The following is a 24,146-nucleotide window of genomic DNA, read 5'->3' as shown; positions in this document are numbered from 1 at the left end:
CCCTCAAACGCCGGCCGGATTGGCGACATCCTGACCAAGATCCTTCAGATCCTGATACCGGTCGCCGATGCGGTGGTGGGGCCGGCCGCCGACGGAAGCGCCGAGTGCAACCACGATCTCGTCCGCAGCCGGAGCGTCCGGAACGGAGGTCTGGATGGTCAGATAATGCGAACGACGGCCTTCATCGTTCTTGTCCATCAACGGGATCATGATCGGCGCATTGCCCGGACCACGGGTGTTGCAGAAGGCGAGATAGGACTTGGCGCCAACCGCGTGACGATAATGATTGCCGAAACGCAGCGTGTGGATGAGTGCGGAAGCGTGTTCGATCTCGCCATCCAGCCCGACAACCGCCGCCTTGCCATAGGCCTCCACCGCCTCTCCGGAACCGACGGCATCGAGGATCATCTTGGTCAGCAATTCACCCAGCACCGGCGCGCCCGCATGGATTTCCGGCTTCAGATTTTCCACGAAGCCTTTTCCTGCCCATGGATTTTTCACGACCGCGATGGCGGCGAACAGCTTCAAAGGCGTCGCGGCAGCCTTGCCTCCCTCAATCAACGTCGTTTCGACCTGTAGCAGGGTCTTGCGGATCTGGATGGACATGAGTGCTTTCTCCGTAAATATGATAGCTTATGGTATGCCATAATACAAAACTGTCAAGTGCCAGGCCCATTCCGTTGAAAAATGGCACATTAGGCAGTTTTTCCAGTGGCTTACGTTTTAGAAATCCTCGATGCTGCCGTCATAGGCCAGTTCATAGAGACGCGTCATTTCGGGTGGCGTCGGGACACGCGGGTTGTTGGCCGGCGTGCCGGAATCAAGACCCTGACGCACCATTTCCGGCAGAAGCTCGAAATAGCCGCTCTTATCGATGCCGAACTCCTGCGGGGTCGGCACCTTCAGCCGTTTGTTCAGGCCGATGAAGGCCTCCACCAGCTTGGTGCCGGCGACCCGGTCGCTGTCCGTGGCGGCAGCACAGCCCAGCGCACGGGCGGCGGCGGCATACTGCGGCAGAGCGGAATTCAGCGAAAACTGCGTGACCAGCGGCAACACCATCGCATTCGACATGCCGTGCGGCACGTGGAAAAAAGCCCCGATCGGCCGGCTAAGGCCATGGATCAGCGCTGTCGATGTATTAGAGACCGCAAGACCGGCATGGGTCGCGCCCAGCATCATCGCTTCGCGCGCATCCCGGTCATCAGGGTTATCAGCCACTTTTTCGAGATTTGCCCCGATCAGTTTCAGCGCGGAAAGCGCCAGTGCCTCGGAATGGGCGTTGCCGTTGCGGTTGACCAATGCTTCCAGCGCGTGGGTCAGCGCATCGATACCGGTATCGACCGTAACCCGGTAAGGGCAGGTCAGCGTCAGCTCGTAATCGATGATGGCGGCGACAGGCAAAGCGGCGGTGCCAAGGATCAGCATTTTTTCGCTTGCCACCGTATCGGTCACAACGGCGGCGCGGGTCACTTCCGATCCGGTTCCGGCGGTCGTGGGGATGGCAATCACCGGCATGACGGCGAAATCCACGATCCGTGGCACCTTCAGGGCACGCAGCTCTTCGCCGCTGGTCGCGACGATGGCAGCCGCTTTTGCGGTATCGATGGCGCTGCCGCCGCCGAGTGCCACGAGACCATCATGACCGCCATCTGAAATGCGTTTCACCAAAGCAGCGATCGAAATGTCCGTCGGGTCTTCCACGACATCGGCGAAAATGGCGGCTTCGATGTCTTCGCCGCCAAGCGCCTGCAAAAGTGTATCGGCATGGCCGAGCTTTTGCATGACCGGGTCGCAGACAAGCAAGGGGCGAGAAACCCCCAGTAATTTCAGCACAGCCGGCAATTGAAAACGGCTGCCGCCGCCGATCAGCATTTCACGGGGCATCAGGACACGGTTTATCATTGCGGTTCTCCGCCACTCTCATTCTGCGTTGTTCGGAACGGCTAAAGGCCCTATGACCTGAAGCGGAATATCGTTATCCCGCTCAGGCCGAGATGAGCCTAATGCGCCAGGATTTTCGAGAGGAACGAGCGGGCGCGCTCCGTCTTCGGATGGGTGAAGAAGCTGTCGCCCTCGCCGATCTCAACGATTTCGCCGCCATCCATGAAGACGATGCGGTCCGCCACCTTGCGGGCAAAACCCATCTCATGGGTTACCACCATCATCGTCATGCCCTCCTGCGCCAGCGAGACCATGACATCGAGGACCTCGTTGATCATTTCCGGATCGAGCGCCGATGTCGGCTCGTCGAAAAGCATGGCAACCGGGTCCATCGCCAGCGCGCGGGCAATGGCGACACGTTGCTGCTGGCCGCCCGACAATTGGCCGGGATATTTCTTCGCATGCGCCGTTAGCCCCACCCGCTCAAGCAGGGCGTTGGCCTTGGCAAGCGCTTCCGCCGGTGAGCGGCCGAGAACCTTCTCCTGCCCGATGCTGAGGTTTTCGAGGATCGTCATATGCGGAAAAAGCTCAAAATGCTGGAACACCATGCCCACTTTGGAGCGCAGCTTCGGCATGTCGGTCTTCGGGTTGGTCACTTCCACCCCGTTGACGGTGATGACGCCGTTGCCGATCGTCTCAAGCGCGTTCACACATTTGATCAGCGTCGATTTGCCGGAGCCGGATGGGCCGCAGATGACGACGACTTCGCCCTTGGCAACATTCAGGCTGCAATTGGTCAGAACCTGAAAATGCGGACCGTACCATTTATTGATGGACTGGAGTTCGATCATGCTGGTTGTTTGCGACATCGGACCGCTCCTCAATGTATGTCAGTCGACATGGGCCCATAGGCCTTGCCGAAGCGTTTCTCGATCCGGCGCTGGATGAGTTCCCAGGCGGTCGTCATGGCGAGGTAATAAAGGGCCGCAACCGTGAAAAGCTCCAGCACGAGGAATTTCTCCTGAATGAGAACCTGCGTGCGGCGCAGAAGCTCCTCCATGGAAATGATCGAGGCAATCGACGTCGTCTTCAGCACGCCGTTAACGGAATTGCCAAGCGGCGGAATGATGATGCGGAAGGCTTGTGGCGCCACGATGTAACGCATCACCTGCGCTTCGGTCATGCCGATGGCCCGCGCCGCGTTGATCTGGCCCTTGGGAACGGCAGCGATGCCGGCCCGGACGATTTCCGACAGATAGGCCGCTTCGCACAGCGACAGGCCGATCAGGGTGGATTGCAGAACCGTCAGCTTGATGCCCATCTGCGGCAGGCCGGTGTAAATGATGATGAGCTGTACCAGAAGCGGCGTGCCGCGAAAGATCCAGGTGTAGAAATAGGCCGGCCCGGACAGGAACCGGTATTTCGACATGCGCATCACCGCAATGACGAAGCCCAGCGCCAGACCCGCCGTCATGGCGAAAACCGTGAGGCCGAGCGTCACCAGCGCCCCCTCGAACAGATAATAATTCGTCAGATATTCGAAGAAACCTTCCCAGTTCCAACCCTTCACGTCTCTCTCCAGTTCATGCGGGCTCCAATTCATGCGGGAACAGTCGCGGCGAGAGCTTTCCCGCCGCGATGACAGTTCAGATGGCTGGAATTCAACCTTCCGGGCCGAGAACGGCGAGATCGCCGGGGGCAATGCTGACGCCATAACCACCCATCAGCTTCTCAAGCGAGCCATCGGCTTTCATCTCCTTCAGAGCGAGGGAGACGGCATCGGCGACGTCCTTGTTGCCGAAGGACAGCGAGCCGGGGGTGGGATACATGCCGGAAAGCGCATGGGTGAATTCGCCACGGTCCTGATACTGCTTGGCAACCGGATCGATGGATACAGCCGCCTGCACCTGGCCTGCGCGCAATGCCTGATAGACCGTCGCATAATTGTCGAACAGGTTGATGGTCATCGGCGCGAGACCGCGCTTTTTGAAGTCCTCGTTCAGTTCCTTGATCTTGCGCTCTGCATAACCGCCAATATCGGTGCTGACGGCCTTGCCGGCCAGATCGTCGACCTTGGTGATGGGATCGGACGCGCCGACCGCCGTGGAAATGCTGATGGCAAGGTTTTCATAGGGGATCATGAACAGGATCTTGCGTCGTTCCGCCGTCACGAACAAGCCGGCATTGATCAGGTCCCAGCGGCCGCCCTGCAGGCCCGGCACCATCGTCGCATATTCGGTGCTGATATATTCAGGCTTCAGGCAGAGACGCTTGGCGATCTCATAACCCAGCTCGATGCGCAGGCCTTTCAGGACACCTTGCTGATCGGCATAGGCCATGGGCGGCAGGGTCGGGCTGGTGGCCATGACGAGATGGCCGGGCTTGATGAGATGATTGTCGGATATTTTCGGCGTGCAGTCCTGTGCAACGGCGGCACCGGCAAAAAGAGTGATGGCGACGCCCGCCAGAAAGGTTTTGGCGCGCACGACTGTGCATTTCCGGGAAATCGGATTCCAGTTCATATTTAGCTCCGCTCTTTATATTATTGATTATGGCATACCATCACACCAAACGGTTTACCCTGTCAAGAAGCGGACAAGTATTTTTCTAAATTATTGAAAAACAATGGTAAAATAAAAATAGCGCAACCTTGCGGCTCCCGGCAGGGCAGCCGCAAGGGCGGGGCAACGAGAGCGCCGAAGACTTTCAGTCGGCGGTTTTTTGCGCCGTGAGGACCGCTTCAGCGATGGCGCAAGCGCTCGTCACATGGTCGAGCGCGGCTTTGTAGGCGGCGTCACCATCTCCCTGGCGGATCGCCTCGACAATCTTTTCCATCTGCGCCGGGCCTTCGGTATCGCGGCTTTTCGTCTTGATCGTCATGGAGCGCAGATGGTTGATCCGCACCGTCAACAGATTGACGACACCCCAGGCGACCTGCCGGTCGATCTTGCTGAACAGCGTATGGTAAAAGGACGAGGTATGCGCCAGCACGCCCGGCATATCCTTGGAGACATAGCTCTCTCGAATATGTTTCAGCGAAACTTCAAGCGCCTCGACGATGGCGGGATCGCGGCGTTCGGCACAGAGCCGGGCCGCCATTCCCTCCAGTGCACCGCGAATTTCGTAAATCTGCTTGGCTTCATTGAGATCGAGCAGCGCAACCATCGGACCCTTGTTTGGCAAATTCGCGACCAGCCCTTCGGATTCCAGATGCCGCAAAACCTCGCGCACGATGGTGCGGGACACGCCGAGCTGGGCGCAGAGATCGCGCTCGACCAGACGATCGCCGGGGCGGAAGTAACCGTTCACGATGGCATCCCGCACCTTGTCGAGCGCAAGTTCCCTCAACGTCTTCGTTGGACGCTCAACGCGAATGGCAGTTCCCTGCAAAGCACCGGTCATGGTATCACCTCGTTTGGCACATCCCGCTTCGGCTCGCCGCAAGCAGAATCGGGTTCTGGCTCTTGATATTATGGCGTACCAACTTATTTAGCCGCGCATCATCTTTATGGCAACAGCAGAGCTGCGGCAGGACAGACGGTCGCAGCAGGCGGAAACATTATCCCATTCTTTCCGAGGCGTAGGAGCCGGGACCGGGTGGGAAGACAACTGTGCGGTTACCGTTGATGAAGGTGCGGTGGTGGATGTGAGCGTGGATGGCCCGGGCCAGTACCTGCGCCTCCACATCGCGGCCGAGCGACACGTAATCCTCAGCACTCTGTGCATGGGTGATACGCACGATATCCTGCTCGATGATCGGACCTTCATCCAGATCGGCCGTCACATAATGCGCCGTCGCGCCGATCAGCTTCACGCCGCGCTGATAGGCCTGCTTGTAAGGGTTGGCGCCCTTGAAGGACGGCAGGAAGGAATGGTGGATATTGATGATCTTACCCGACATCGTCTCGCACATTCTGTCGGAAAGCACCTGCATGTAGCGGGCAAGCACGATCAGCTCCGTTCCGGTGCTTTCAGCAATCTCCATGATCCGGGCTTCGGCCTGCGGCTTGTTTTCCTTCGTCACCGGAATGTGGTGGAAAGGAATATCGTGATTGACGACGACCTTCTGGTAATCGAAATGGTTGGAGACGACGCCGACGATATCGATCGGCAGCGCGCCGATGCGCCAGCGGTACAGCAGATCGTTCAGGCAATGGCCGAAACGCGAGACCATCAGTATGACCTTCATCCTTTCGGACTGGTCATGCAAAGCCACCTCCATGCCGAACTTTTCCGAGATCGGCGCAAGCCCGGCCACAAGGTCCTCTCGCCTGGCGCCCTCCTCGGAAATGAACCCCACCCGCATGAAGAAGCGGCCCGTACCAAGATCGTCGAACTGCGAACTATCGACGATGTTGCAGCCCTTATCAGCCAGGAAGCCAGAAAGGGCGGCGACGATGCCGCGGGTGGATTTGCATGTGACGGTCAGGACGAAGTTCGTCATCTGGCGCTCTTTCTGTCATCGATATGGGAAAAACCCGCGCGGTTTGATGCGCGCGGGAAAAGCCGCAAGGGCGGCGGGGAAAACCGAGGTCAAACGTCGAGCGTGGTCTGATGCTCCCAGGCGGTGAACTGCGCGCAATAGCTGTTCCACTCGCCCTGCTTGAGCTTCAGATATGCCTTTGAGAATTCGATCCCCAACGCCTGCTGCAACTCCGCATCCTTCTCGTATTCGCGCAACGCATCGAGGAGATTGAGCGGCAGCTTCGGCGCATCCGTAACCGTGTGGCCCTCACGATACATGTCGATATCGTAGTGCGGACCGGGATCGGCTTGCGAGCGGACACCGGAGAGACCCGCAGCAATGATGATGGCCTGTAGCAGATAGGGGTTCACAGCTCCATCCGGCAGGCGCAGTTCGAACCGCCCCGGCCCCGGCACACGCACCATATGGGTGCGGTTGTTGCCGGTCCACGTCACCGTGTTCGGAGCCCAGGTCGCGCCCGAAATGGTACGCGGCGCGTTGATGCGTTTGTAGGAATTGACCGTCGGATTGGTGACAGCGGCAAGAGCGGAGGCATGTTTCATGATGCCGCCGAGAAAGGTCTTGCCCTGGGCGGAAAGCCCAAAAGGCATTGCCTTGTCGGCGAAGGCGTTGACCTTGCCGTCGAGGTCCCAGACCGAAATATGGGCATGGCAACCGTTACCGGTCAGCCCCTTAAAGGGTTTCGGCATGAAGGTGGCGCGCAACCCATGCTTTTCGGCAACGGACTTGACCATGAATTTGAAGAAGGAATGTTTATCGGCGGTCTGGAGCGCATCGTCATATTCCCAGTTCATCTCGAACTGGCCGTTCGCATCTTCATGGTCGTTCTGGTAAGGCTTCCAGCCAAGCTCCAGCATGTAATCGCAAATCTCAGCGATCACATCGTAACGGCGCATCACCGCCTGCTGGTCGTAACACGGCTTTTCCGCCGTGTCGTATTCGTCGGAAATTTTCGCGCCATCCGGCGAGATCAGAAAAAACTCCGGCTCCACGCCGGTTTTGACCCGCAAGCCTTTTTCGGCGGCTTCGGCGATGAGTTTTTTCAACACCACACGCGGCGCCTGTTCCACCGGCTGGTCTTCCATCACACAATCGGCCGCAACCCAGGCGACATCCTTTTTCCACGGAAGCTGGATGACCGACGAAGCGTCAGGCACGGCGAAAAGATCGGGATGGGCCGGCGTCAGATCGAACCATGTGGCGAAACCGGCAAAACCCGCGCCACCCTTCTGCATATCGGCGATGGCTTCGGCGGGAACCAGCTTGGCGCGCTGGCCGCCGAAGAGATCGGTATAGCTGATCATGAAATATTTGATGCCCTTTTCGGCAGCAAATGTGGAGAGGTCCAGTGTCACGTCATTCCCCTTTTTTTGGTATCAGACACTTCATTGACAAAAGACGGACGCATCCTCCCAAATGCGTCCGTCCATTATGTTGTTTAAAAACTGCCTTTCCCCGGAAACCAGTTGGTTCCCGCCAGAGGAACCTGCGCCATGGCGGCGGCCTCCATGGTCAGCGCCACCAGATCTTCCGGCTCCAGATTGTGGAGATGGTTCTTGCCGCAGGCGCGCGCGATGGTCTGCGCTTCGAGCGTCATGACCTTCAGATAATTGGCAAGGCGACGGCCGGCCGCGATCGGATCGAGGCGTGCGGCAAGCTCCGGGTCCTGCGTGGTGATGCCGGCCGGGTCTTTGCCTTCGTGCCAGTCATCATAAGCGCCGGCGGTGGTGCCGAGTTTCTGATATTCGTCTTCCCAGTGCGGATCATTATCCCCCAGCGCTACCAGCGCCGCCGTGCCGATGGCGACCGCATCGGCCCCCAGCGCCAGTGCCTTGGCGACATCAGCACCTGAACGAATGCCGCCGGACACTATCAGTTGCACCTTGCGGTGCATGCCGAGATCCTGAAGCGCCTGAACGGCGGGGCGAATGCAGGCAAGCGTGGGCATGCCCACATTCTCGATGAAGACATCCTGCGTTGCCGCCGTGCCGCCCTGCATACCGTCAAGCACCACCACATCGGCACCGGCTTTCACCGCCAAAGCCGTGTCGTAATAGGGCCGCGCGCCGCCGACCTTGATGTAGATCGGCTTTTCCCAGTCGGTGATTTCGCGCAATTCGAGGATCTTGATTTCCAGATCGTCAGGGCCGGTCCAGTCAGGATGACGGCAGGCGGAACGCTGGTCGATGCCCTTGGGAAGATTGCGCATATTGGCGACGCGATCGGAAATCTTCTGGCCGAGCAACATGCCCCCGCCGCCCGGCTTCGCACCCTGGCCGACAACGATCTCGATGGCATCCGCGCGGCGCAAATCTTTGGGGTTCATGCCGTAACGCGACGGCAGATACTGATAAACCAGCGTCTGGCTGTGGCCGCGCTCCTCATCCGTCATGCCGCCATCACCCGTCGTGGTGGAGGTGCCGGCAATCGTCGCGCCACGGCCGAGCGCTTCCTTGGCGTTGCCGGAGAGAGCGCCGAAGCTCATGCCGGCAATGGTGATAGGCGTTTTCAACGTGATCGGCTTTTTGGCAAAACGCGTGCCGAGCGTAACTGTCGTATCGCATTTCTCGCGGTAACCCTCGAGCGGATAACGCGAGATGGACGCACCGAGAAACAACAGGTCATCGAAATGCGGAACCTTGCGCTTGGTGCCCGCGCCGCGAATGTCGTAAATACCGGTCGCAGCCGCCCGGCGGATTTCCGCCAGCGTGTGATCGTCGAATGTCGCGGATTTGCGCGGCGGGGTGAAGGGGTTGTGATAGCTCATCTAAATATCCCTCGCCTCAATACGCGTCGGCGTTGTCGATGTTAAAATTGTAGAGCGTGCGGGCCGAACCGTAGCGCTTGAACTCGCTTGGGCTGACATCGGTGACGCCGGCTTTCTCAAGAAGTTCGGCAAGTTTCTCCAGGTGTTCCGGCCGCATTTCCTTTTCGATGCAATCGGCACCGAGGCTCTTGACCGAACCGCGCACGAAAAGCTTCGCTTCATAAAGGGAGTCGCCAAGTGCATCGCCCGCATCGCCGCAGACGACGAGGTGGCCGGACTGGCCCATGAAGGCGGACATGTGGCCGATATTGCCCTTCACGACGATATCGATGCCCTTCATCGAAATGCCGCAGCGGGAGGCGGCATTGCCTTTGATGATCAGCAGCCCGCCGCGACCGGTGGCACCCGCATATTGCGAAGCATCGCCCTCGATAACAACGGTGCCCGACATCATGTTTTCCGCCACACCCGGCCCGGCCGAGCCGTGCACGGTGACGGTGCCGCCATCATTCATGCCGGCGCAATAATAACCGACCGAGCCGCGCACATCGACGGTCACGGGACTGTCGATGCCGACGGCGACGGCATGGTGGCCGCGCGGATTGACGACTTCGAATTCGGTATCGTTGACGCCGGAGGAAAGGCCGTGCAGCGCGCTGTTGAGTTCACGCAGCGGCGTGTGGGAGAGATCGAAAACTGGCATGGATTATGACTTTCAAAACAGGCGCCGATGAACGGCTATCAGGCGGCCTTTTCATGGTCCCAGAAATAGACGGTCCCCGGTTCCGGCTCCCAGACACGGGCATTTTCGATGCCGGGCAGATTGACCAGCGCGCGATATTCGGAGCCGAAAGCGACATATTGATCGGTCTCGGCCATCACAGCCGGCTTGCAGGCGATGGGATCGCGCACCACGCCGAAACCGGATTTGGTGCCGACGACGAAGGTGAAGAAGCCGTCGAGATCATCAAGCGCACCCTCGAGCGCTTCGCCCAGATCCTTGCCCTTGGCCATTTCCGCCGTGAGATAGGCGGCGGCCACTTCCGAGTCGTTCTGGGTTTCGAATGTCATGCCTTCGCGCACCAGTTCGCGACGCAGATTGTTGTGGTTGGAGAGCGAACCATTATGCACCAGGCACTGGTCGGCACCGGTGGAGAAGGGATGCGCGCCAAGCGTCGTCACCGCCGATTCCGTCGCCATACGGGTGTGGCCGATGCCGTGACTGCCAGCCATGGAACGCACATCGAAACGGGCGACAACATCCTTCGGCAGCCCGGTTTCCTTGTAGATTTCCACGCTGTCGCCGGAACCCATCACCCGGACATCCGGGCGGATGGCGGCAAGAACTGCACGAATGCCATCGAGCTTTTCGGAAGAGATATCCAGCACCGCATGGGTGCTTTTCACCGTGACGGAGGCTTCGACGCCGTTTTCCTTCAGCGCTTCGGCAAGGCCGGAAAAATCAACAGCGGGATTGGCCGACTGGATCGTCACTTTCGCACGGCCTGCCGCAGTGCTTCCATAGATCGCGATGCCGGCCGAATCCGGCCCGCGATCAGTCATGGTGACGAGCATGTCCGAGAGCAGCTCACCCAGCTGCGGTTCAAGGCTTTTGTCTTTCAGGAATAGTCCAACAATGCCGCACATCGACAGGCACCTCCATTCGTTTCTGAATGAAGGGCTAACATATGGAATTCCACCAAGTCAACTATCAGGAATATTTTTTTCTTCTAAGGCAACTTTTCAATCATTGGACACCCTTCTTTGCGGATAGGAAATGATCGACAAATAACGGGCGGGAAGCTTCACCAGTTCCTCCGGCCCATGCGGCGCATCGGCGTCGAAAAACAGGCTGTCCCCCGTCTCCATGGTGAAAAGCTGCTCGCCGTGGCGGTAAACCACCTCGCCTTCCAGCATGTACAAAAACTCCATGCCCTCGTGCTGAAAGGTCGGAAACACATCGGAATCGGTCGTCAGGGTGATGAGATAGGGTTCGACGGTGACACCGCTGGTATTGTTGTCGATATGGCCAAGCAGGCTGTATTGATGGCCGGCGCGGGTGCCTCGGCGATCGATATTCACCCCCTGGCCAGCCTTGACGAAAGTAGCGCTGCGCGGTTCCTCGAAACCACGGAAGAAAGCCGTGATCGGCACGCCCAGCGCCTTTGACAGCGTCTGCAGCGTGGTGAGCGACGGGGAAATATTGCCGTTTTCGATCTTGGAAAGCATGCCCACCGATACGCCGGTGGCCGATGCTAGATCGGTGACGGTGATGCCGAGCTTCTTGCGATAGGCACGCACCTCATGACCGATCGCCATCTCCAGATTGTTGACCCTCGGCTCGCGAACGGCATGCGGGTCTTGCGACAGAACCTGCGCTTGCTCGACCTTGGTGGTTTCCTTTGCCATGGGATCCTCCGGCAATATCGTGTTTTTCCTTCTTTACAGGAAAACTATTTTAATTCGGAGGAAATCTTTGTCCTTAGCGCATTCGGAGTGTGGCCAAAACGGGCTTTGAAGCATCCCGAAAAATGACCCGCGCTGGAGAAGCCGGTGGCGAAGGCAACTTCCGCGATGGAGAGCGGGCTTTGTTCCAGAAGCCGCCGGGCATGATCAAGGCGGATCGCCCGATAGGTATCGAGAAAACTCGTCTTAAGATGGGTCGCGAAAAGCCGGTCCAGGTGCCGCGCGCTCGTTCCCGCCAGTTTCGCCATGTTCCGCCGGTCAAGCGGGCTTTCGATGGCCGTTTCCATTTTTTCCAGCACGGTCAGCAAGGCCGGGTGGTTGGTGCCGTAGCGCTCCGCCGAGGAGCCGCGTTGCGGCGCGCCGGGTTCGGCCACAGCCGTGTGCAGATACCAGTCACTGATACGCCGTGCGAAATGCGCACCCATTCTCTGCGAAATCATCGCATGCATCATATCAAGTGGCGCAACACCACCGGCGCAGGTGATGCGGTCACCATCGAAAACAAACCGCGCCTGTCGGGGCGAGAGGTGGCCGAAAGCCTCTCGCAGCACCGGCGCGTGTTCCCAGTGGATGGTGAAATCGCGATTATCCAACAGCCCCGCCGCTGCCAGCACATAAGCACCGCTGGAAATGCCGCCTATCCGGACACCCTGACGCGCCAGCCGCCGCAATGTGCCGAAGGAATTTTCCGCAATTGCCCAGTCCTGCGGCCCGCCGCCAGCACAGACGAAAATGGTGTGGCATCGCTCGCCAGCGGCGGCGAGCGCTTCGCAATCCACAATGATGCCGGACGAACTTCTGACAGCCCCACCATCGAAGGAGAGAGGCACGATCTCATAGAGATCGGTTCCGGCAATCAGATTGGCGGCCCGCAACGGCTCCGCCGCCGACGCGTAAGACATCAGCGCGAAATTCGAAACGAGGACAAAACCGATGTGCTGGAGGTTCTTCTGTTCAATTGTCGTCATGTCTTTATTCTAGATTACAATGTCCTTTATCTGCAATTCTCTTTTCGACCCACCGGCTACACTCGTGAAATATCGTTCGAGGTAAGCCAGATGCGCTATTCCGCTTTTTCCATTTTCATGAACGGCCTTCTCGGCAACAAGGCGTGGAAGCCCGCCTGGCGGGATGTGACGTCCAAACCGCATTATGATGTCATCATCGTTGGCGGCGGCGGGCATGGGCTGGCGACGGCCTATTATCTCGCCAAGGAATTCGGCATCACCAATGTCGCGGTGCTGGAGAAGAACTATATCGGTTCCGGCAATGTCGGCCGCAACACCACGATCATCCGCTCCAACTATCTGCTGCCCGGCAACAACCCCTTCTACGAGCTTTCTATGAAGCTCTGGGAAGGGTTGGAGCAGGATTTCAACTTTAACGCCATGGTCTCGCAGCGTGGCGTGCTGAACCTCTTCCATTCGGATGCGCAGCGTGACTCCTATACGCGGCGCGGCAATGCCATGCGACTGCACGGCGTCGATGCCGAATTGCTGGACCGCGCCTCGGTAAAGACAATGCTGCCGTTTCTCGATTTCGACAATGCCCGCTTTCCCATTCACGGCGGCCTTCTGCAAAAGCGCGGCGGCACGGTGCGGCACGATGCCGTGGCCTGGGGTTATGCGCGCGGCGCAGACAGCCGAGGCGTCGATATTATTCAGGGCTGCGAGGTGACCGGCATTCGCCGTGAAAACGGCAAGGTCGTGGGCGTTGAGACAACTCGCGGCTTTATCGGTTGCGGCAAACTGGCACTGGCGGCGGCCGGCAATTCTTCGCAGGTGGCCAGCATGGCCGGACTGAAACTGCCGATCGAAAGTCATGTCTTGCAGGCTTTCGTTTCCGAAGGTCTGAAACCTTTCATCGATGGCGTCGTCACTTTCGGGGCTGGCCATTTTTACGTTTCGCAATCGGACAAGGGCGGCCTCGTCTTCGGCGGCGATATCGATGGTTACAATTCCTATGCCCAGCGCGGCAATCTGGCGACGGTCGAACATGTCGCCGAAGCCGGCAAGGCGATGATACCGGCGCTCTCCCGCGTCCGGGTTCTGCGCTCTTGGGGCGGCATCATGGATATGTCGATGGACGGCTCACCGATCATCGACCGCACGCCGATCGACAATCTCTACCTGAATGCCGGCTGGTGTTACGGCGGCTTCAAGGCGACGCCCGCTTCCGGTTTCTGCTTCGCCCATCTTCTGGCGCGCGGCGCACCGCAGGAAACGGCAACGGCCTTCCGGCTGGATCGCTTCCAGCGCGGTTACCTCATCGATGAAAAAGGCCAGGGCGCCCAGCCCAACCTTCATTAAAATTTGTAGCGGGATTTCAGGCGAAAACCGCTCACACTTTTCGCCATCCCGCTATCTGGTGGATCAAGGACATCTGAAATGGCAAGTCTCGTGCCCTGCCCGCATTGCGGGCCAAGACCCAAGGAAGAATTCACCATCAAAGGTGCTGCCCTTGCCCGGCCGGCGGCGGATGCCGGCGCTGAGGAATGGTTCGACTATGTCTATCTGCGCGACAATCCCCGTGGAGCCTACCATGAATATTGGCACCACACCTCTGGCTGCCGGCGCTGGCTGGTGGTGACACGCGATACCGTCACCCATGAGATATCCGTCTGCCGCGATGCCGCCGACGAGAAGAAAGTGACAAGCGCATGACCTCCCACCGCCTGAAGACTGGCGGTCTGATCGACCGCTCCAAACCGCTTTCCTTCACCTTCGATGGCAAAACCATGCGAGGCTTCGAAGGCGACAGCCTTGCCTCCGCCCTGCTCGCCAACGGCCAGCAACTCGTCGGCCGCAGTTTCAAGTATCACCGCCCGCGCGGCATATTGACGGCGGGCGCCGCCGAGCCGAACGCGTTGATGACGATCGGCAGCGGCGGGCGTACGGAGCCGAACACGCGCGCCACCATGCAGGAGCTTTATGCCGGGCTGGAAGCGAAAAGCCAGAACCGCTGGCCCTCCCTCGATTTCGATATCGGCGCACTGACCGGCCTTCTTTCGCCCTTTCTCGGCGCGGGTTTCTACTACAAGACGTTCATGTGGCCCGCCGCCTTTTGGGAAAAAATCTACGAGCCCTTCATTCGCAAAGCCGCCGGTCTCGGCAAGGCAAGCTACGAGGCAGACCCGGATGCCTATGACAAATGCTGGGCGCATTGCGATCTGCTGGTGATCGGTTCCGGCGCAGCGGGACTTGCAGCGGCGCTTGCCGCAGGGCGCGTCGGCGCACGCGTCATCATTCTGGACGAACATTCCGTCGCGGGTGGTGGGCTTTTGTCTGAAACCGCAATCATAGGCGGCAAGAGCTCTCCGGATTTCACCGCGCAATGCATTGCCGAGCTCGAAGCCCTGCCGAATGTGACGGTACTGACGCGGACCACGGCCTTCGGCTGGTATGACGGCAATGTCTTCGGCGCGGTGGAGCGGGTACAGAAGCACTTGGCTCACCCGAAAGCCCATGTACCGGTGGAGCGTCTGTGGCGCATCGTTGCCAAGCGGGCGCTGCTTGCCACGGGCGCGGAAGAGCGGCCGCTGGTCTTCGGCGGCAACGATATTCCCGGCGTGATGATGGCGAGCGCCATGCGCAGCTATCTCAACCGCTACGCCATAAGCCCCGGCAAGACGACGGCGATTTTCACCACCAATGACAGCGGTTACTCGCTCGCCCGCGATCTGGAGGCGCAGGGTGTCACTCTTGCCGCCATCATCGATAGCCGCCAGCAGGGTAATCCCGGTTACGAAGGCAAGGCGCGTGTCATCAAAGGTGGCGTCGTCTCGAATGCAAAGGGCGGCAAGGCGCTGTCCGCCATAGAGATTTATGCCAATGGCCGCACGGAGAGCATGAATATCGATGCGCTCGCCATGTCGGGCGGTTTCAGCCCCATCATCCATCTTGCCTGCCATCGCGGCGGAAAGCCGGTCTGGTCGGAAGACAATGTTGCCTTCCTCGCACCCGCCAATCTCAAGGGGCTCGAACTCGCCGGCACGGTATCCGCGATAAATGGCATCGCCGCCTGCCTTGAGGATGGCGCGCGAAAGGGTGCGGCGCTTGCGCAGGATCTCGGTTTTACAGCGACCACACCGACATTCGGCGTCGTGGAAAACGACATCGTAGCCCCGCCCGCAAAGCCGCTCTGGTCCATCCCCGGCATCAAGGCGAAAGCCTTTGTCGATTACCAGAATGATGTTCATCGCAAGGATCTTGGCCTTGCCGTCAGCGAGGGTTACGGCCATGTCGAACTGGCCAAGCGTTATACAACAAACGGCATGGCGACGGATCAGGGCAAGCTTTCCAACGTCAACGCCATCGGGCTGCTGGCCGAGGCGCGTGGCGTTTCCCCGGCGGATGTCGGCACCACCACGTTCCGGCCGTTCTACACGCCCGTCTCCTTTGGCGCGCTCACCGGCGCTTATCACGGCCATCATTTTCAGCCGGTGCGGAAATCACCGCTGCATGGCTGGGCCGAGAAAAACGGGGCGATCTTCGTTGAAACCGGTCTCTGGTATCGTTCCTCCTGGTTTCCCCGCAGCGGCGAAAACGGCTGGCGGGAAAGCGTTGACCGCGAGGTTCTGAACGTTCGCAAAAATGCCGGCCTCTGCGATGTATCGATGCTCGGCAAGATCGAGATTTGCGGCCGCGACGCTGCCGAATTCCTCAACCGGGTCTATTGCAATGCCTTTCTCAAGCTGCCGGTCGGCAAGGCGCGATATGGCCTGATGCTGCGCGAAGACGGCATGATCTATGACGACGGCACCACCAGCCGGCTGGAGGAAAACCGCTTTTTCATGACAACCACCACAGCCTATGCGGCAGGTGTCATGAACCATCTGGAATTCTGCGCCCAGGCGCTCTGGCCCGATCTCGACGTGCGGCTTGCCTCGGTCACCGATCAATGGGCGCAGATGGCGATTGCCGGACCAAAGGCACGCACCATTATCCAGAAAATCGTCGATGAGGATATTTCCGACGACGCCTTTCCCTTCCTTGCGGCAAGAGAAGTCTCGCTCTTCGGCGGGCAACTGTATGCTCGCCTGCTCCGGATTTCCTTCTCCGGCGAACTGGCTTATGAACTTGCCGTTCCCGCCGGTTATGGCGAAAGCGTTGCAGATGCGCTGATGGAAGCAGGCAAGTCCGAGACCATCATGCCCTATGGCGTCGAGGCGCTCGGCGTGCTGCGCATCGAAAAGGGCCATGTCACCCATAACGAGATTAACGGTACGGTGGTGCCCGCCGATCTCGGCTTTGGCAAAATGGTCTCCGCCACCAAGGCCGATTTCATCGGCCGTCGAATGCTGGAGCGCGAGGGGCTTTCCGCAGCAGACCGGCCAAGTCTTGTTGGTGTCTTGCCGCTTGATCCCAGCCAGTCCTTCCGAAGCGGCTCGCATATTCTTGCTAAAGACGCTGCGGCAACACTGGAAAACGATCAGGGTTATGTGACCTCAAGCGCGTTTTCACCCCATCTCGGCTCCACCATCGGTCTCGCGCTCGTCAAGAACGGCCCGGGCAGACATGGCGAAGAAGTCGTTGTGTGGAACGGCCTGCGCAATGAATTCACCGCCGCCCGCCTGTGCCACCCGGTTTTCTTCGACCCTGAGAACGAGAAGCTCCATGCCTGATTTCAAGTCTGATTTCAAATCTGGTTTCCGGCCGACACTCCGCCCGGCGCTTGGCGCGAAGGGGGCGATTTCCTCCGCTGCCCTCAAACTCTCACCCATGCCGGAAGGCGCGATCATTCATGTGCTGGCCGCGCCCGGCGCAGCGGATATGGAAGTTCGCCTGCGCAGCCTCGCAAAAGGCGATGTGCGGGCGGTCTCTCCCGGCCAATGGTTCATCGTCGGCGAAGAGCCGCTGTCTCACGCGGAGATGAAGGCGTTTCTTGCGGTGCTTGAGCCACAGGCAACGGGTGTAGACCAGAGCCAGGGACGCGTGCGTATTCGTATCGAAGGCAGGATGGCCGAGCGGGTGCTGGCAAAAGGAACGGCGGCCGATCTTTCCATCGCCGCTTTTCCGACGGGACACTCCGCCACGACGCTGATCGGCCATATCGCCGCGCATCTCACCCGGCTTGACGGGCAGGTGTTCGAAGTCATCGTTTTGCGCGGCTTTGCCGAAAGCCTGTGGGACGATCTTGCCCGGATGAGCCTTGAATTCCAGTGATCCTATCGGCCTAGGTCCAGATGCTTTCGGGCGTCAGGATTTCAAAGGGAACGATCCGCTGTTCGACGGAGGATGTGTCGCCATTCTCGACGCGCCGTAACATCACGTCGATCAATTGCTGCGGCATCCTGTCGAGGGGAAGCGGCAGCGAGGCGGTGATCAGCCCTTCATTCAAACCCTTGCGCGTTTCCGGGCCGATATCGTTACAGATGATTTTTATGCCGCGCTGCTTCTCCGCGGGCAGCTCCCTTAGTGCCCGCAGAACGCCGGATATGCCGCCGCCATTGACATAAATCCCCTTGAGGCCGGGTTCGGAGGCAATCATGTCACGGATGATGACATAGGCATTTTCCGGCTCTTCGTGTGTCAGCAGCGTTTCTGCCACCTGCAGTTCAGGTGTGTTTTCCCGCATATAAGAGCGGAAACTGGCATCCGAAACATCCTGACACTGATAGCGGTTGCTGCCGATCAGCGGCACAACCATGCCCTCACCCTTCACCGTCTGGCTGAGGAACCATGCCGCCGTGCGTCCGCGTTTCCAGCTATCGGTTCCGACAAACCCCGCGCGGCTCGCCGCCGACAGATCGGACACGTAGGTGACCACGGGAACACCCCTGCCCCGCAGCTCGTCGATCGCCTGGCTGACGAGCGGATGATCGGCCGTCACCACCGCGATCGCACTGCAGGATTGCCCCATCTTCAGGAGATTGGCGGAAACGGCCTCCGGTGAGAGGTCGTCCTCGAACACGACATCCGGCTCGATGATGCTGTCCGGCCTTTGGCGTGCAGCGGCGACGATCCCCTCCGCCCACAACCGGTAGAGCGGCCGATGGGATTGCTGCAGCAGAAAACCGAGCCTGTAATGGGGCATGGCCTCACGACGCCGGTCCTTGATGGTGCCGAGACCATAAAAACCGATCTCCTCCGCCGCCTTGAGAATCTGGTCGATCGTATCCTGACGCACGGCGGTCGAACCGTGCAGCAGCCGGTTGACCGTGGAGATGCTGACACCGGCTGCCTTGGCGAGATCGGTAATGGTCGGTCGGTTCATGGCGCCTCACAATCGTATCATTCATGAATGACATGTGATGATACGAAATGCAACATCAAATGAAATATAAATTCCATTCTCAGAAAAATGAAAGATATAAATCATCTTGTCATTTTGGCCCATCGGGAGAATGGGCAGGGAGGAAACAATGGCATATTTCACGAAATTTCTCATGGCGGGCGCCGCATCGCTCATAATGGCGTCCAGTGCGTTTGCCGCCAATATTGCCGTCATCGGCGGCAAGAATGACGATGCATTCTGGAACCTCATCAAAAAAGGTCTGGATGACGCACGCCTCGTGGTCGAGACGAATGGCGGCAAGGTCAATTATCTTCGTTTGCAGACCTATGACAATTTTGCGCCGGATGTGGTGCAGCTGATTCAGACCGCCATCAGCCAGAAGGTTGACGGCCTCGTCATCCCGAACTGGGTTCCGGAAGGCGAGGACCCGGCGATCCGCGAAGCTATCAAGGCCGGTATCAAGGTCATTCTCATGAATGCCGGGGGCCATGAAAAGGCGAAAGAACTCGGTGCGATCAATTATGTCGGCTCCGACGAATATCTGGCGGGTGTGGCCGGCGGCGAATATTTCGCCAAACAGGGTAAGAAGAACGTCATCTGCGTCAATACCGTTCCGGGTGCAGCCAATCTAGAAGCACGATGCAAGGGCGTCATCGACGGCATCACCAAGGTCGGCGGCGTCGGCAAGCAATTGCCGCTTCCCGCCACCAGTTTCGGCGATGCCACAGCTGTCGCCGAAGCCATCAAGGCCACCCTGCTTCAGGACAGCAAGATCGACGGCGTTCTCACCATTGCTGCGGGCGATGCGGATTCAGCCGCCATTGGCGTCATGCAGGCGGGCAAGACCGAAACGGTACTGCTTGGCACCTTCGACCTCAACCAGTCCGGCCTCGATCGCATCAAGGATGGAACGCAAGGTTTTGCAATCGACCAGCAGCCCTATCTTCAGTCGCTGCTGGCGGTAACGCTGCTCGCCTCGGCCATCGATTTCGGAACCGATCTGCCGACCGCGCCGCTGCTGACGGGGCCAAGCATCGTCGACAAATCCAACATCGAGGCCACGCTTGCCGGCGTTGCCAAGGGTGCACGCTGAGCGGTGATCCACGCCCGATCCCGGCACCCGGCAATACCGGCGTTCGGGATCGGCAGGCGAGGACATTGCCGCAAAACCCAAGGTCAATAGTGGAGTGAACGACGTGAAAAATCTCTCTTTGAGCGACCTTCTGCGTCGCCCGGAATCAGGCGCCTTTCTTGGCCTTGTTTTCGTTCTTGCCTTCTTCGTTGTCTTCGGCAGCATCGAATTTCTCAAACCCGCAGGCGCTGCAAGCTGGCTGAATGTCGCCGCCAATCTCGGCATCGTCGCCATTCCCGTCGGCCTTCTCATGATTTCCGGCGAGCTGGACATTTCCATCGGCGCGATGATCCCGGCAGGCGCGCTGACGGTCGCCATCATCTCCGGTTATTATGGCATGCCGATCTGGCTCGGCGTCATCGGCGCGCTTGGTCTTGGCGTACTTGTCGGCCTGATCAACGGCTTTCTGGTGATACGGACGGTGGTGCCGTCGCTGATCGTCACACTCGGCACGCTCTTTGCCGTGCAGGGGCTGATCCTCGGTTTTTCGGTGCTACTGACCGGAACAACCAGCGTCGCGCTGAGCCCGGCGCAATCCGGCCCGATCGCCAAATTTCTTTTCGGACAGTTCATCGGCGGCAGTTTTCAGGTCAGCATCGTCTGGTGGCTGCTGTTGACGGCGATCTATATCTTTTACGTCCATTATTCGCCCTTCGGAAACTGGATCTTCGCCATGGGAGGCGATCGGGTGAGCGCCCGCAACGCCGGCATTCCCACCGACAGGCTGACGGTGACACTTTTCGTCCTTTCCTCCGTCAGCGCCTCTTTCGTCGGCGTCTGTCAGGCGATCCTGTTCAATGTCGCCCAGGTCTCGGCCGGCATGACCTTCATCTTCAACTCCATCATCGCGGTCGTCGTCGGCGGGGTGCTGCTGACCGGCGGCTTCGGTTCGGTGATCGGTATATTTCTCGGCACCATCACCTTCGCCATCGTCAACCAGGGCATTTATTTCACCACGTTTGACCGCAACTGGTCGAGCCTCATCATCGGCGTCATGCTGCTCTTGGCGGTGCTGATGAACAACACCTTCCGCGTCATGGCGCTCACCTATTCACCGAAGAAGAAATGAGGCAAGACGATGTCGACACCCATTCTCGAACTTAGAAACGTCAACAAATCCTTCGGCCCGATAGATGTTCTGCATGATATCTCGCTGAAGGTCCGCGCCGGCGAAGTGCTCTGCCTGCTGGGAGACAATGGTGCTGGAAAATCCACGCTGATCAAGACACTGGCCGGCGTTTATCAGCCCAGTTCCGGCGAGTTGCTGATGGATGGACAGCCGGTCAATTTCGACGGGCCACGCGATGCGCAGCGCATGGGCATTTCCACCGTGCACCAGTTTGGCGGCACCTTTCCGCTGATGAGCATCGGCCGCTCGTTCTTCATCGGCGCAGAACCCACGAAAGGCTTCTGGCCTTTCCGGGTCTACGACCGCAAGAAGGCCAATGAAATCGCCGTCAAGGCAGTGCAGGAATTCGGCATCACCCGCATCGATGACGGCGACCGCCTGATCGGCGGGCTTTCCGGTGGCGAGCGGCAATCGCTCGCCATCGCTCGCGCGGTGCATTTCGGCGCACGCGTTCTCATCCTCGACGAGCCGACGGCGGCGCTGGGCGTGAAACAGGCGTCCCACGTCCTGCGCATCGCGCTTGAAGCGCGCAAGCGGGGGATCGCGGTGATCTTCATCACCCATCAGGTCACCCATGCCATCGCCGTCGGCGACCATTTCGCCGTGCTCATCCGCGGTGCGGTCGCCGCCAACTTCCGCAAGGGCGAGAAATCCCGCGAGGAAATCACCGATCTGATGGCCGGCGGCGAAGCGCTCGCCGACCTCGGCGCAGAGGTGGAAAATTACATGGCCAGCCATGACGGCCATCCGCCGCAGCCTCCATCCAATTAGAGCATTTCCAGTAAAAGCGATTCCGCTTTTACGTCCGGACAATGCGTAAAAACAAAGACATAGAGAAGGATCAAGACCGATGAAAATCGCCATCGACCCCCACATGCACCGCTTCACCAGCCTCGATGAGCTGCCCGCCAAGGTGAAGGAGCTCGGCTACGACTGGATCGAACTCAGCCCGCGCGCGGATTTCCTCGAATGGTTCAAGGCGCCGCGCGTCTTTCCCGAGCGCATCCGCTCGTTCAAGAAGGCGCTGAAAGACGCCGATGTCGGCATCGCCTCACTGCTACCGATGTACCGCTGGGCCTCCAATGACGAGACCGAACGGCAGGCGGCGGTGAAACACTGGAAACGCGCCATCGAGATCGCCATCGAACTGGAGGTCGATACGATGAACTCCGAATTCGGCCGTGGCCCGCATCCCGACAAGGGGTCATGTTATTGCTGCCATACCGGCTCGATGATCGAGGCCTGCGAGGATGCCTGGTGGCGCTCGATGGAGGAGCTGGTGCCGATCTTCGAGCGCGAAGGCATCAACCTGCATGTCGAGCCGCATCCGGAAGACTGGTGCGAGACATTGCAGCCGGCGCTCGACATCATCCGCACCGTCAATTCGAAGAATGTCAAGTTCCTCTATTGCGCGCCGCACACCTTCTATTTCGGCGACGACACCAAGGCGATGCTGCGCGAGGCTAAAGACGTGCTCGCCCATGTGCATGTGGGCGATACCTTCAACCACAAGGCCAGCTCCGGATTGCGCTACATCCTCAACCCGCCCGGCACGCAGGCTCGGGTTCACCAGCACCTGAACATCGGCCAGGGCGAAGTGCCGTGGGACGACTTTTTCGGCACGCTTTCCGAAATCGGCTTCGACGGCATCACGACCTCCTGCGTCTTCGCCTGGGAGGACAGGGCGGATGAATCGAGCCGCTTCATGCGCGGCAAGATGCAGGACTATATCGACCTCTATTTCAAGAAATAACGCGGCAAACCGGCGCTGATACCGGGGCAATTCCGCCCCGAAACGGACCGTTTGGAACATCCAATTAAAAGGCGATCGACATGATCAACGGAGAAAGACTGATTTCACGCCCGCTACGCTGGGCCATGGTGGGCGGCGGACGCACGGGACAGGTGGGCTACAAGCACCGCACCGGCGCATTGCGCGACGGCAATTACCAGCTCGTCGCCGGCGCCTTCGACCTCGATGCCGAGCGGGGCCGCGACTTCGGCGTCAATCTCGGCGTGGCGGCGGATCGTTGTTATACGGATTACAAGGCGCTGATCGCCGGCGAGACGGCGCGCGAAGATGGCGTGGACGTTGTCTCCATCGCCACCCCCAATTTCACCCACTACGAGATCACCAAGGCCTGCCTTGAAGCGGGGCTGCATGTCGTCTGCGAAAAACCGCTGTTCTTCACCGTGGCGGAATGCGACGAGGTGGCGCGGCTTGCCGAACAGAAAGGGCTGATCGTCGGTGTTACCTATGGCTTTACCGGGCACCCGCTCGTCCACCAGATGGCGGCCATGGTCAAGAAGGGAATGCTGGGCGACATCCGTATCGTCGACCTGCAATATACCCACGGCTTTAATTCCGGTGACGATGTGGGCGCGGGTGAGGCTGTCAAATGGCGCACCAATCCCCGCACCGCCGGCCCGACCTTCGTGCTGGGCGATATCGGCACACATCTTTATTATCTCTCGGAAGTCGTGCTGCCGCATATGAAGGTGGAACGCCTGCTCTGCGACCGCAAGGCCTTCATCCCCACCCGCGCACCGCTGGAAGACCACGCCACCGTTCTGATGCATTACGACAATGGCGCGCGCGGTCGCCTCTGGGTCTCCTCCGTCAATGCCGGCAATATGGGATCGCAACGTTACCGTTTCGTCGGCTCCAAGGCCTCGCTTGAATGGTCCGATTCCCATCCCGACCAGCTGATCTACGAAGTTCAGGGCGAACCCGGCCGCATCCTGCACCACGGCATGCCCTATCTGGAACAGGAAAGCCTCGCCATCGACCGCATGGGCGCGCTGCATACCGAAGGCCTCGGTGACAGCTGGTCGAACATCTATCTCTGGATCGCCCAGGCGATCGACGCGGCAAATCGCGGTGACAGGGCTTTTCTGAAGACCCACCATTATCCCGGCATCACGGCCGGCACCGAAGGCGTTCGCTGGTTGGAAAACTGCGTCCGCTCGGCCGATGCCGGCGCCGCCTGGGTCGACTTCGCATAACCCGTTTGGGGGCGCGCCGGACCACTCTCCCGTCCTCCTCCTC

The 24,146-nt window shown here is 59.4% G+C and carries 23 protein-coding genes; 9 read left to right on the top strand and 14 right to left on the bottom strand.

From position 1 onward, the window contains the following. Positions 1 to 3: 3 nt before the first annotated feature. The 13 genes from JZX89_RS04365 to JZX89_RS04305 form a co-directional block, all read right to left on the bottom strand. Entirely contained in the window at positions 4 to 606 is a 603-nt protein-coding gene (locus JZX89_RS04365; RefSeq protein ID WP_207133214.1) for an amino acid synthesis family protein, read from the bottom strand. A gap of 117 nt (positions 607 to 723) precedes the next feature. After that, on the bottom strand, positions 724 to 1,902 hold the full coding sequence (locus JZX89_RS04360; RefSeq protein WP_207133213.1) for an iron-containing alcohol dehydrogenase: 1,179 nt from the start codon (positions 1,900 to 1,902) through the stop codon (positions 724 to 726). 98 nt (positions 1,903 to 2,000) lie between these two features. After that, positions 2,001 to 2,732, bottom strand: a complete 732-nt coding sequence (locus JZX89_RS04355; RefSeq protein ID WP_153514800.1) for an amino acid ABC transporter ATP-binding protein — start codon at positions 2,730 to 2,732, stop codon at positions 2,001 to 2,003. Between the two features lie 29 nt (positions 2,733 to 2,761). After that, positions 2,762 to 3,451 carry an amino acid ABC transporter permease gene (locus JZX89_RS04350; RefSeq protein ID WP_006316017.1) on the bottom strand — a complete coding sequence of 230 codons (690 nt, stop codon included), beginning with the start codon at positions 3,449 to 3,451 and terminating at the stop codon, positions 2,762 to 2,764. Positions 3,452 to 3,542: 91 nt separating this feature from the next. Next, a complete protein-coding gene (locus tag JZX89_RS04345) occupies positions 3,543 to 4,403 on the bottom strand; it encodes a transporter substrate-binding domain-containing protein (RefSeq protein WP_149899578.1) in 861 nt (286 codons plus the stop codon). Positions 4,404 to 4,587: 184 nt separating this feature from the next. Continuing rightward, positions 4,588 to 5,283 (bottom strand): GntR family transcriptional regulator, encoded by a 696-nt coding sequence (locus JZX89_RS04340; protein ID WP_174373909.1) that lies wholly within the window; start codon positions 5,281 to 5,283, stop codon positions 4,588 to 4,590. A gap of 157 nt (positions 5,284 to 5,440) precedes the next feature. Then, on the bottom strand, positions 5,441 to 6,325 hold the full coding sequence (gene purU, locus JZX89_RS04335) for a formyltetrahydrofolate deformylase (protein WP_207133212.1): 885 nt from the start codon (positions 6,323 to 6,325) through the stop codon (positions 5,441 to 5,443). Positions 6,326 to 6,414: 89 nt separating this feature from the next. Beyond that, entirely contained in the window at positions 6,415 to 7,722 is a 1,308-nt protein-coding gene (gene glnT / locus JZX89_RS04330) for a type III glutamate--ammonia ligase (RefSeq protein ID WP_207133211.1), read from the bottom strand. 83 nt (positions 7,723 to 7,805) lie between these two features. Further along, positions 7,806 to 9,134, bottom strand: a complete 1,329-nt coding sequence (locus JZX89_RS04325; protein ID WP_149899582.1) for an FMN-binding glutamate synthase family protein — start codon at positions 9,132 to 9,134, stop codon at positions 7,806 to 7,808. A 16-nt stretch (positions 9,135 to 9,150) separates the two neighbouring features. Next, a complete protein-coding gene (locus JZX89_RS04320; RefSeq protein WP_207133210.1) occupies positions 9,151 to 9,837 on the bottom strand; it encodes a GltB/FmdC/FwdC-like GXGXG domain-containing protein in 687 nt (228 codons plus the stop codon). A gap of 38 nt (positions 9,838 to 9,875) precedes the next feature. Next, positions 9,876 to 10,781, bottom strand: coding sequence for a class II glutamine amidotransferase (locus JZX89_RS04315; protein WP_207133209.1), 906 nt, complete (start codon positions 10,779 to 10,781; stop codon positions 9,876 to 9,878). A gap of 96 nt (positions 10,782 to 10,877) precedes the next feature. Further along, entirely contained in the window at positions 10,878 to 11,543 is a 666-nt protein-coding gene (locus JZX89_RS04310; RefSeq protein ID WP_246746660.1) for a helix-turn-helix domain-containing protein, read from the bottom strand. A 44-nt stretch (positions 11,544 to 11,587) separates the two neighbouring features. Then, positions 11,588 to 12,568: a GlxA family transcriptional regulator gene (locus tag JZX89_RS04305; RefSeq protein ID WP_207133207.1), complete on the bottom strand. Its 981-nt coding sequence runs from the start codon at positions 12,566 to 12,568 to the stop codon at positions 11,588 to 11,590. A 90-nt stretch (positions 12,569 to 12,658) separates the two neighbouring features. Between JZX89_RS04305 and JZX89_RS04300 the strand changes: the two genes are divergently transcribed. The 4 genes from JZX89_RS04300 to soxG all read left to right on the top strand — a co-directional run bounded on the left by JZX89_RS04300 (position 12,659) and on the right by soxG (position 17,764). After that, a complete protein-coding gene (locus JZX89_RS04300; protein WP_207133206.1) occupies positions 12,659 to 13,909 on the top strand; it encodes a sarcosine oxidase subunit beta family protein in 1,251 nt (416 codons plus the stop codon). Between the two features lie 78 nt (positions 13,910 to 13,987). Continuing rightward, entirely contained in the window at positions 13,988 to 14,263 is a 276-nt protein-coding gene (locus JZX89_RS04295) for a sarcosine oxidase subunit delta family protein (RefSeq protein ID WP_207133205.1), read from the top strand. Next, on the top strand, positions 14,260 to 17,223 hold the full coding sequence (locus tag JZX89_RS04290; RefSeq protein WP_207133204.1) for a sarcosine oxidase subunit alpha: 2,964 nt from the start codon (positions 14,260 to 14,262) through the stop codon (positions 17,221 to 17,223). Before JZX89_RS04295 ends, JZX89_RS04290 begins: the two co-directional genes overlap by 4 nt. Continuing rightward, positions 17,216 to 17,764, top strand: coding sequence for a sarcosine oxidase subunit gamma family protein (gene soxG / locus JZX89_RS04285; protein ID WP_207133203.1), 549 nt, complete (start codon positions 17,216 to 17,218; stop codon positions 17,762 to 17,764). Before JZX89_RS04290 ends, soxG begins: the two co-directional genes overlap by 8 nt. A 10-nt stretch (positions 17,765 to 17,774) precedes the next feature. Here the strand turns inward: soxG and JZX89_RS04280 are convergent, their stop codons facing one another. Further along, a complete protein-coding gene (locus tag JZX89_RS04280; RefSeq protein WP_153514360.1) occupies positions 17,775 to 18,815 on the bottom strand; it encodes a LacI family DNA-binding transcriptional regulator in 1,041 nt (346 codons plus the stop codon). Between the two features lie 148 nt (positions 18,816 to 18,963). On the opposite strand from JZX89_RS04280, the gene JZX89_RS04275 reads away from it, so the two are divergent. The 5 genes from JZX89_RS04275 (at position 18,964) to JZX89_RS04255 (ending at position 24,103) form a co-directional block, all read left to right on the top strand. Next, positions 18,964 to 19,929: a substrate-binding domain-containing protein gene (locus JZX89_RS04275; RefSeq protein WP_207133202.1), complete on the top strand. Its 966-nt coding sequence runs from the start codon at positions 18,964 to 18,966 to the stop codon at positions 19,927 to 19,929. Between the two features lie 103 nt (positions 19,930 to 20,032). After that, complete coding sequence (locus tag JZX89_RS04270) at positions 20,033 to 21,037, top strand: ABC transporter permease (protein WP_369809528.1); 1,005 nt, start codon at positions 20,033 to 20,035, stop codon at positions 21,035 to 21,037. A 9-nt stretch (positions 21,038 to 21,046) separates the two neighbouring features. After that, entirely contained in the window at positions 21,047 to 21,868 is an 822-nt protein-coding gene (locus JZX89_RS04265; protein ID WP_207133201.1) for an ATP-binding cassette domain-containing protein, read from the top strand. 79 nt (positions 21,869 to 21,947) lie between these two features. After that, positions 21,948 to 22,850 carry a sugar phosphate isomerase/epimerase family protein gene (locus JZX89_RS04260; RefSeq protein ID WP_207133200.1) on the top strand — a complete coding sequence of 301 codons (903 nt, stop codon included), beginning with the start codon at positions 21,948 to 21,950 and terminating at the stop codon, positions 22,848 to 22,850. A gap of 80 nt (positions 22,851 to 22,930) precedes the next feature. Continuing rightward, the gene (locus JZX89_RS04255; protein ID WP_174373919.1) at positions 22,931 to 24,103 is read left to right on the top strand and encodes a Gfo/Idh/MocA family protein; all 1,173 of its coding nucleotides are present in this window, start codon (positions 22,931 to 22,933) and stop codon (positions 24,101 to 24,103) included. Positions 24,104 to 24,146: the final 43 nt, after the last annotated feature.

This window comes from Agrobacterium burrii (genome assembly GCF_017313405.1).
Classification (GTDB): Bacteria; Pseudomonadota; Alphaproteobacteria; order Rhizobiales; family Rhizobiaceae; genus Agrobacterium; species Agrobacterium burrii.
The sequence above is the reverse complement of the archived record's forward strand: the minus strand, read 5'-3'. Positions and strand labels throughout refer to the sequence as shown.

Coding starts and splice junctions, on each gene's coding strand:
- JZX89_RS04365 (WP_207133214.1), bottom strand. CDS start 606: ATGTCCATCCAGATCCGCAAGACCCTGCTACAGGTCGAAACGACGTTG.
- JZX89_RS04360 (WP_207133213.1), bottom strand. CDS start 1,902: ATGATAAACCGTGTCCTGATGCCCCGTGAAATGCTGATCGGCGGCGGC.
- JZX89_RS04355 (WP_153514800.1), bottom strand. CDS start 2,732: ATGATCGAACTCCAGTCCATCAATAAATGGTACGGTCCGCATTTTCAG.
- JZX89_RS04345 (WP_149899578.1), bottom strand. CDS start 4,403: ATGAACTGGAATCCGATTTCCCGGAAATGCACAGTCGTGCGCGCCAAA.
- JZX89_RS04340 (WP_174373909.1), bottom strand. CDS start 5,283: ATGACCGGTGCTTTGCAGGGAACTGCCATTCGCGTTGAGCGTCCAACG.
- purU (WP_207133212.1), bottom strand. CDS start 6,325: ATGACGAACTTCGTCCTGACCGTCACATGCAAATCCACCCGCGGCATC.
- JZX89_RS04325 (WP_149899582.1), bottom strand. CDS start 9,134: ATGAGCTATCACAACCCCTTCACCCCGCCGCGCAAATCCGCGACATTC.
- JZX89_RS04320 (WP_207133210.1), bottom strand. CDS start 9,837: ATGCCAGTTTTCGATCTCTCCCACACGCCGCTGCGTGAACTCAACAGC.
- JZX89_RS04315 (WP_207133209.1), bottom strand. CDS start 10,781: ATGTGCGGCATTGTTGGACTATTCCTGAAAGACAAAAGCCTTGAACCG.
- JZX89_RS04310 (WP_246746660.1), bottom strand. CDS start 11,543: ATGGCAAAGGAAACCACCAAGGTCGAGCAAGCGCAGGTTCTGTCGCAA.
- JZX89_RS04305 (WP_207133207.1), bottom strand. CDS start 12,568: ATGACGACAATTGAACAGAAGAACCTCCAGCACATCGGTTTTGTCCTC.
- JZX89_RS04300 (WP_207133206.1), top strand. CDS start 12,659: ATGCGCTATTCCGCTTTTTCCATTTTCATGAACGGCCTTCTCGGCAAC.
- JZX89_RS04295 (WP_207133205.1), top strand. CDS start 13,988: ATGGCAAGTCTCGTGCCCTGCCCGCATTGCGGGCCAAGACCCAAGGAA.
- JZX89_RS04290 (WP_207133204.1), top strand. CDS start 14,260: ATGACCTCCCACCGCCTGAAGACTGGCGGTCTGATCGACCGCTCCAAA.
- soxG (WP_207133203.1), top strand. CDS start 17,216: ATGCCTGATTTCAAGTCTGATTTCAAATCTGGTTTCCGGCCGACACTC.
- JZX89_RS04280 (WP_153514360.1), bottom strand. CDS start 18,815: ATGAACCGACCGACCATTACCGATCTCGCCAAGGCAGCCGGTGTCAGC.
- JZX89_RS04275 (WP_207133202.1), top strand. CDS start 18,964: ATGGCATATTTCACGAAATTTCTCATGGCGGGCGCCGCATCGCTCATA.
- JZX89_RS04265 (WP_207133201.1), top strand. CDS start 21,047: ATGTCGACACCCATTCTCGAACTTAGAAACGTCAACAAATCCTTCGGC.
- JZX89_RS04260 (WP_207133200.1), top strand. CDS start 21,948: ATGAAAATCGCCATCGACCCCCACATGCACCGCTTCACCAGCCTCGAT.
- JZX89_RS04255 (WP_174373919.1), top strand. CDS start 22,931: ATGATCAACGGAGAAAGACTGATTTCACGCCCGCTACGCTGGGCCATG.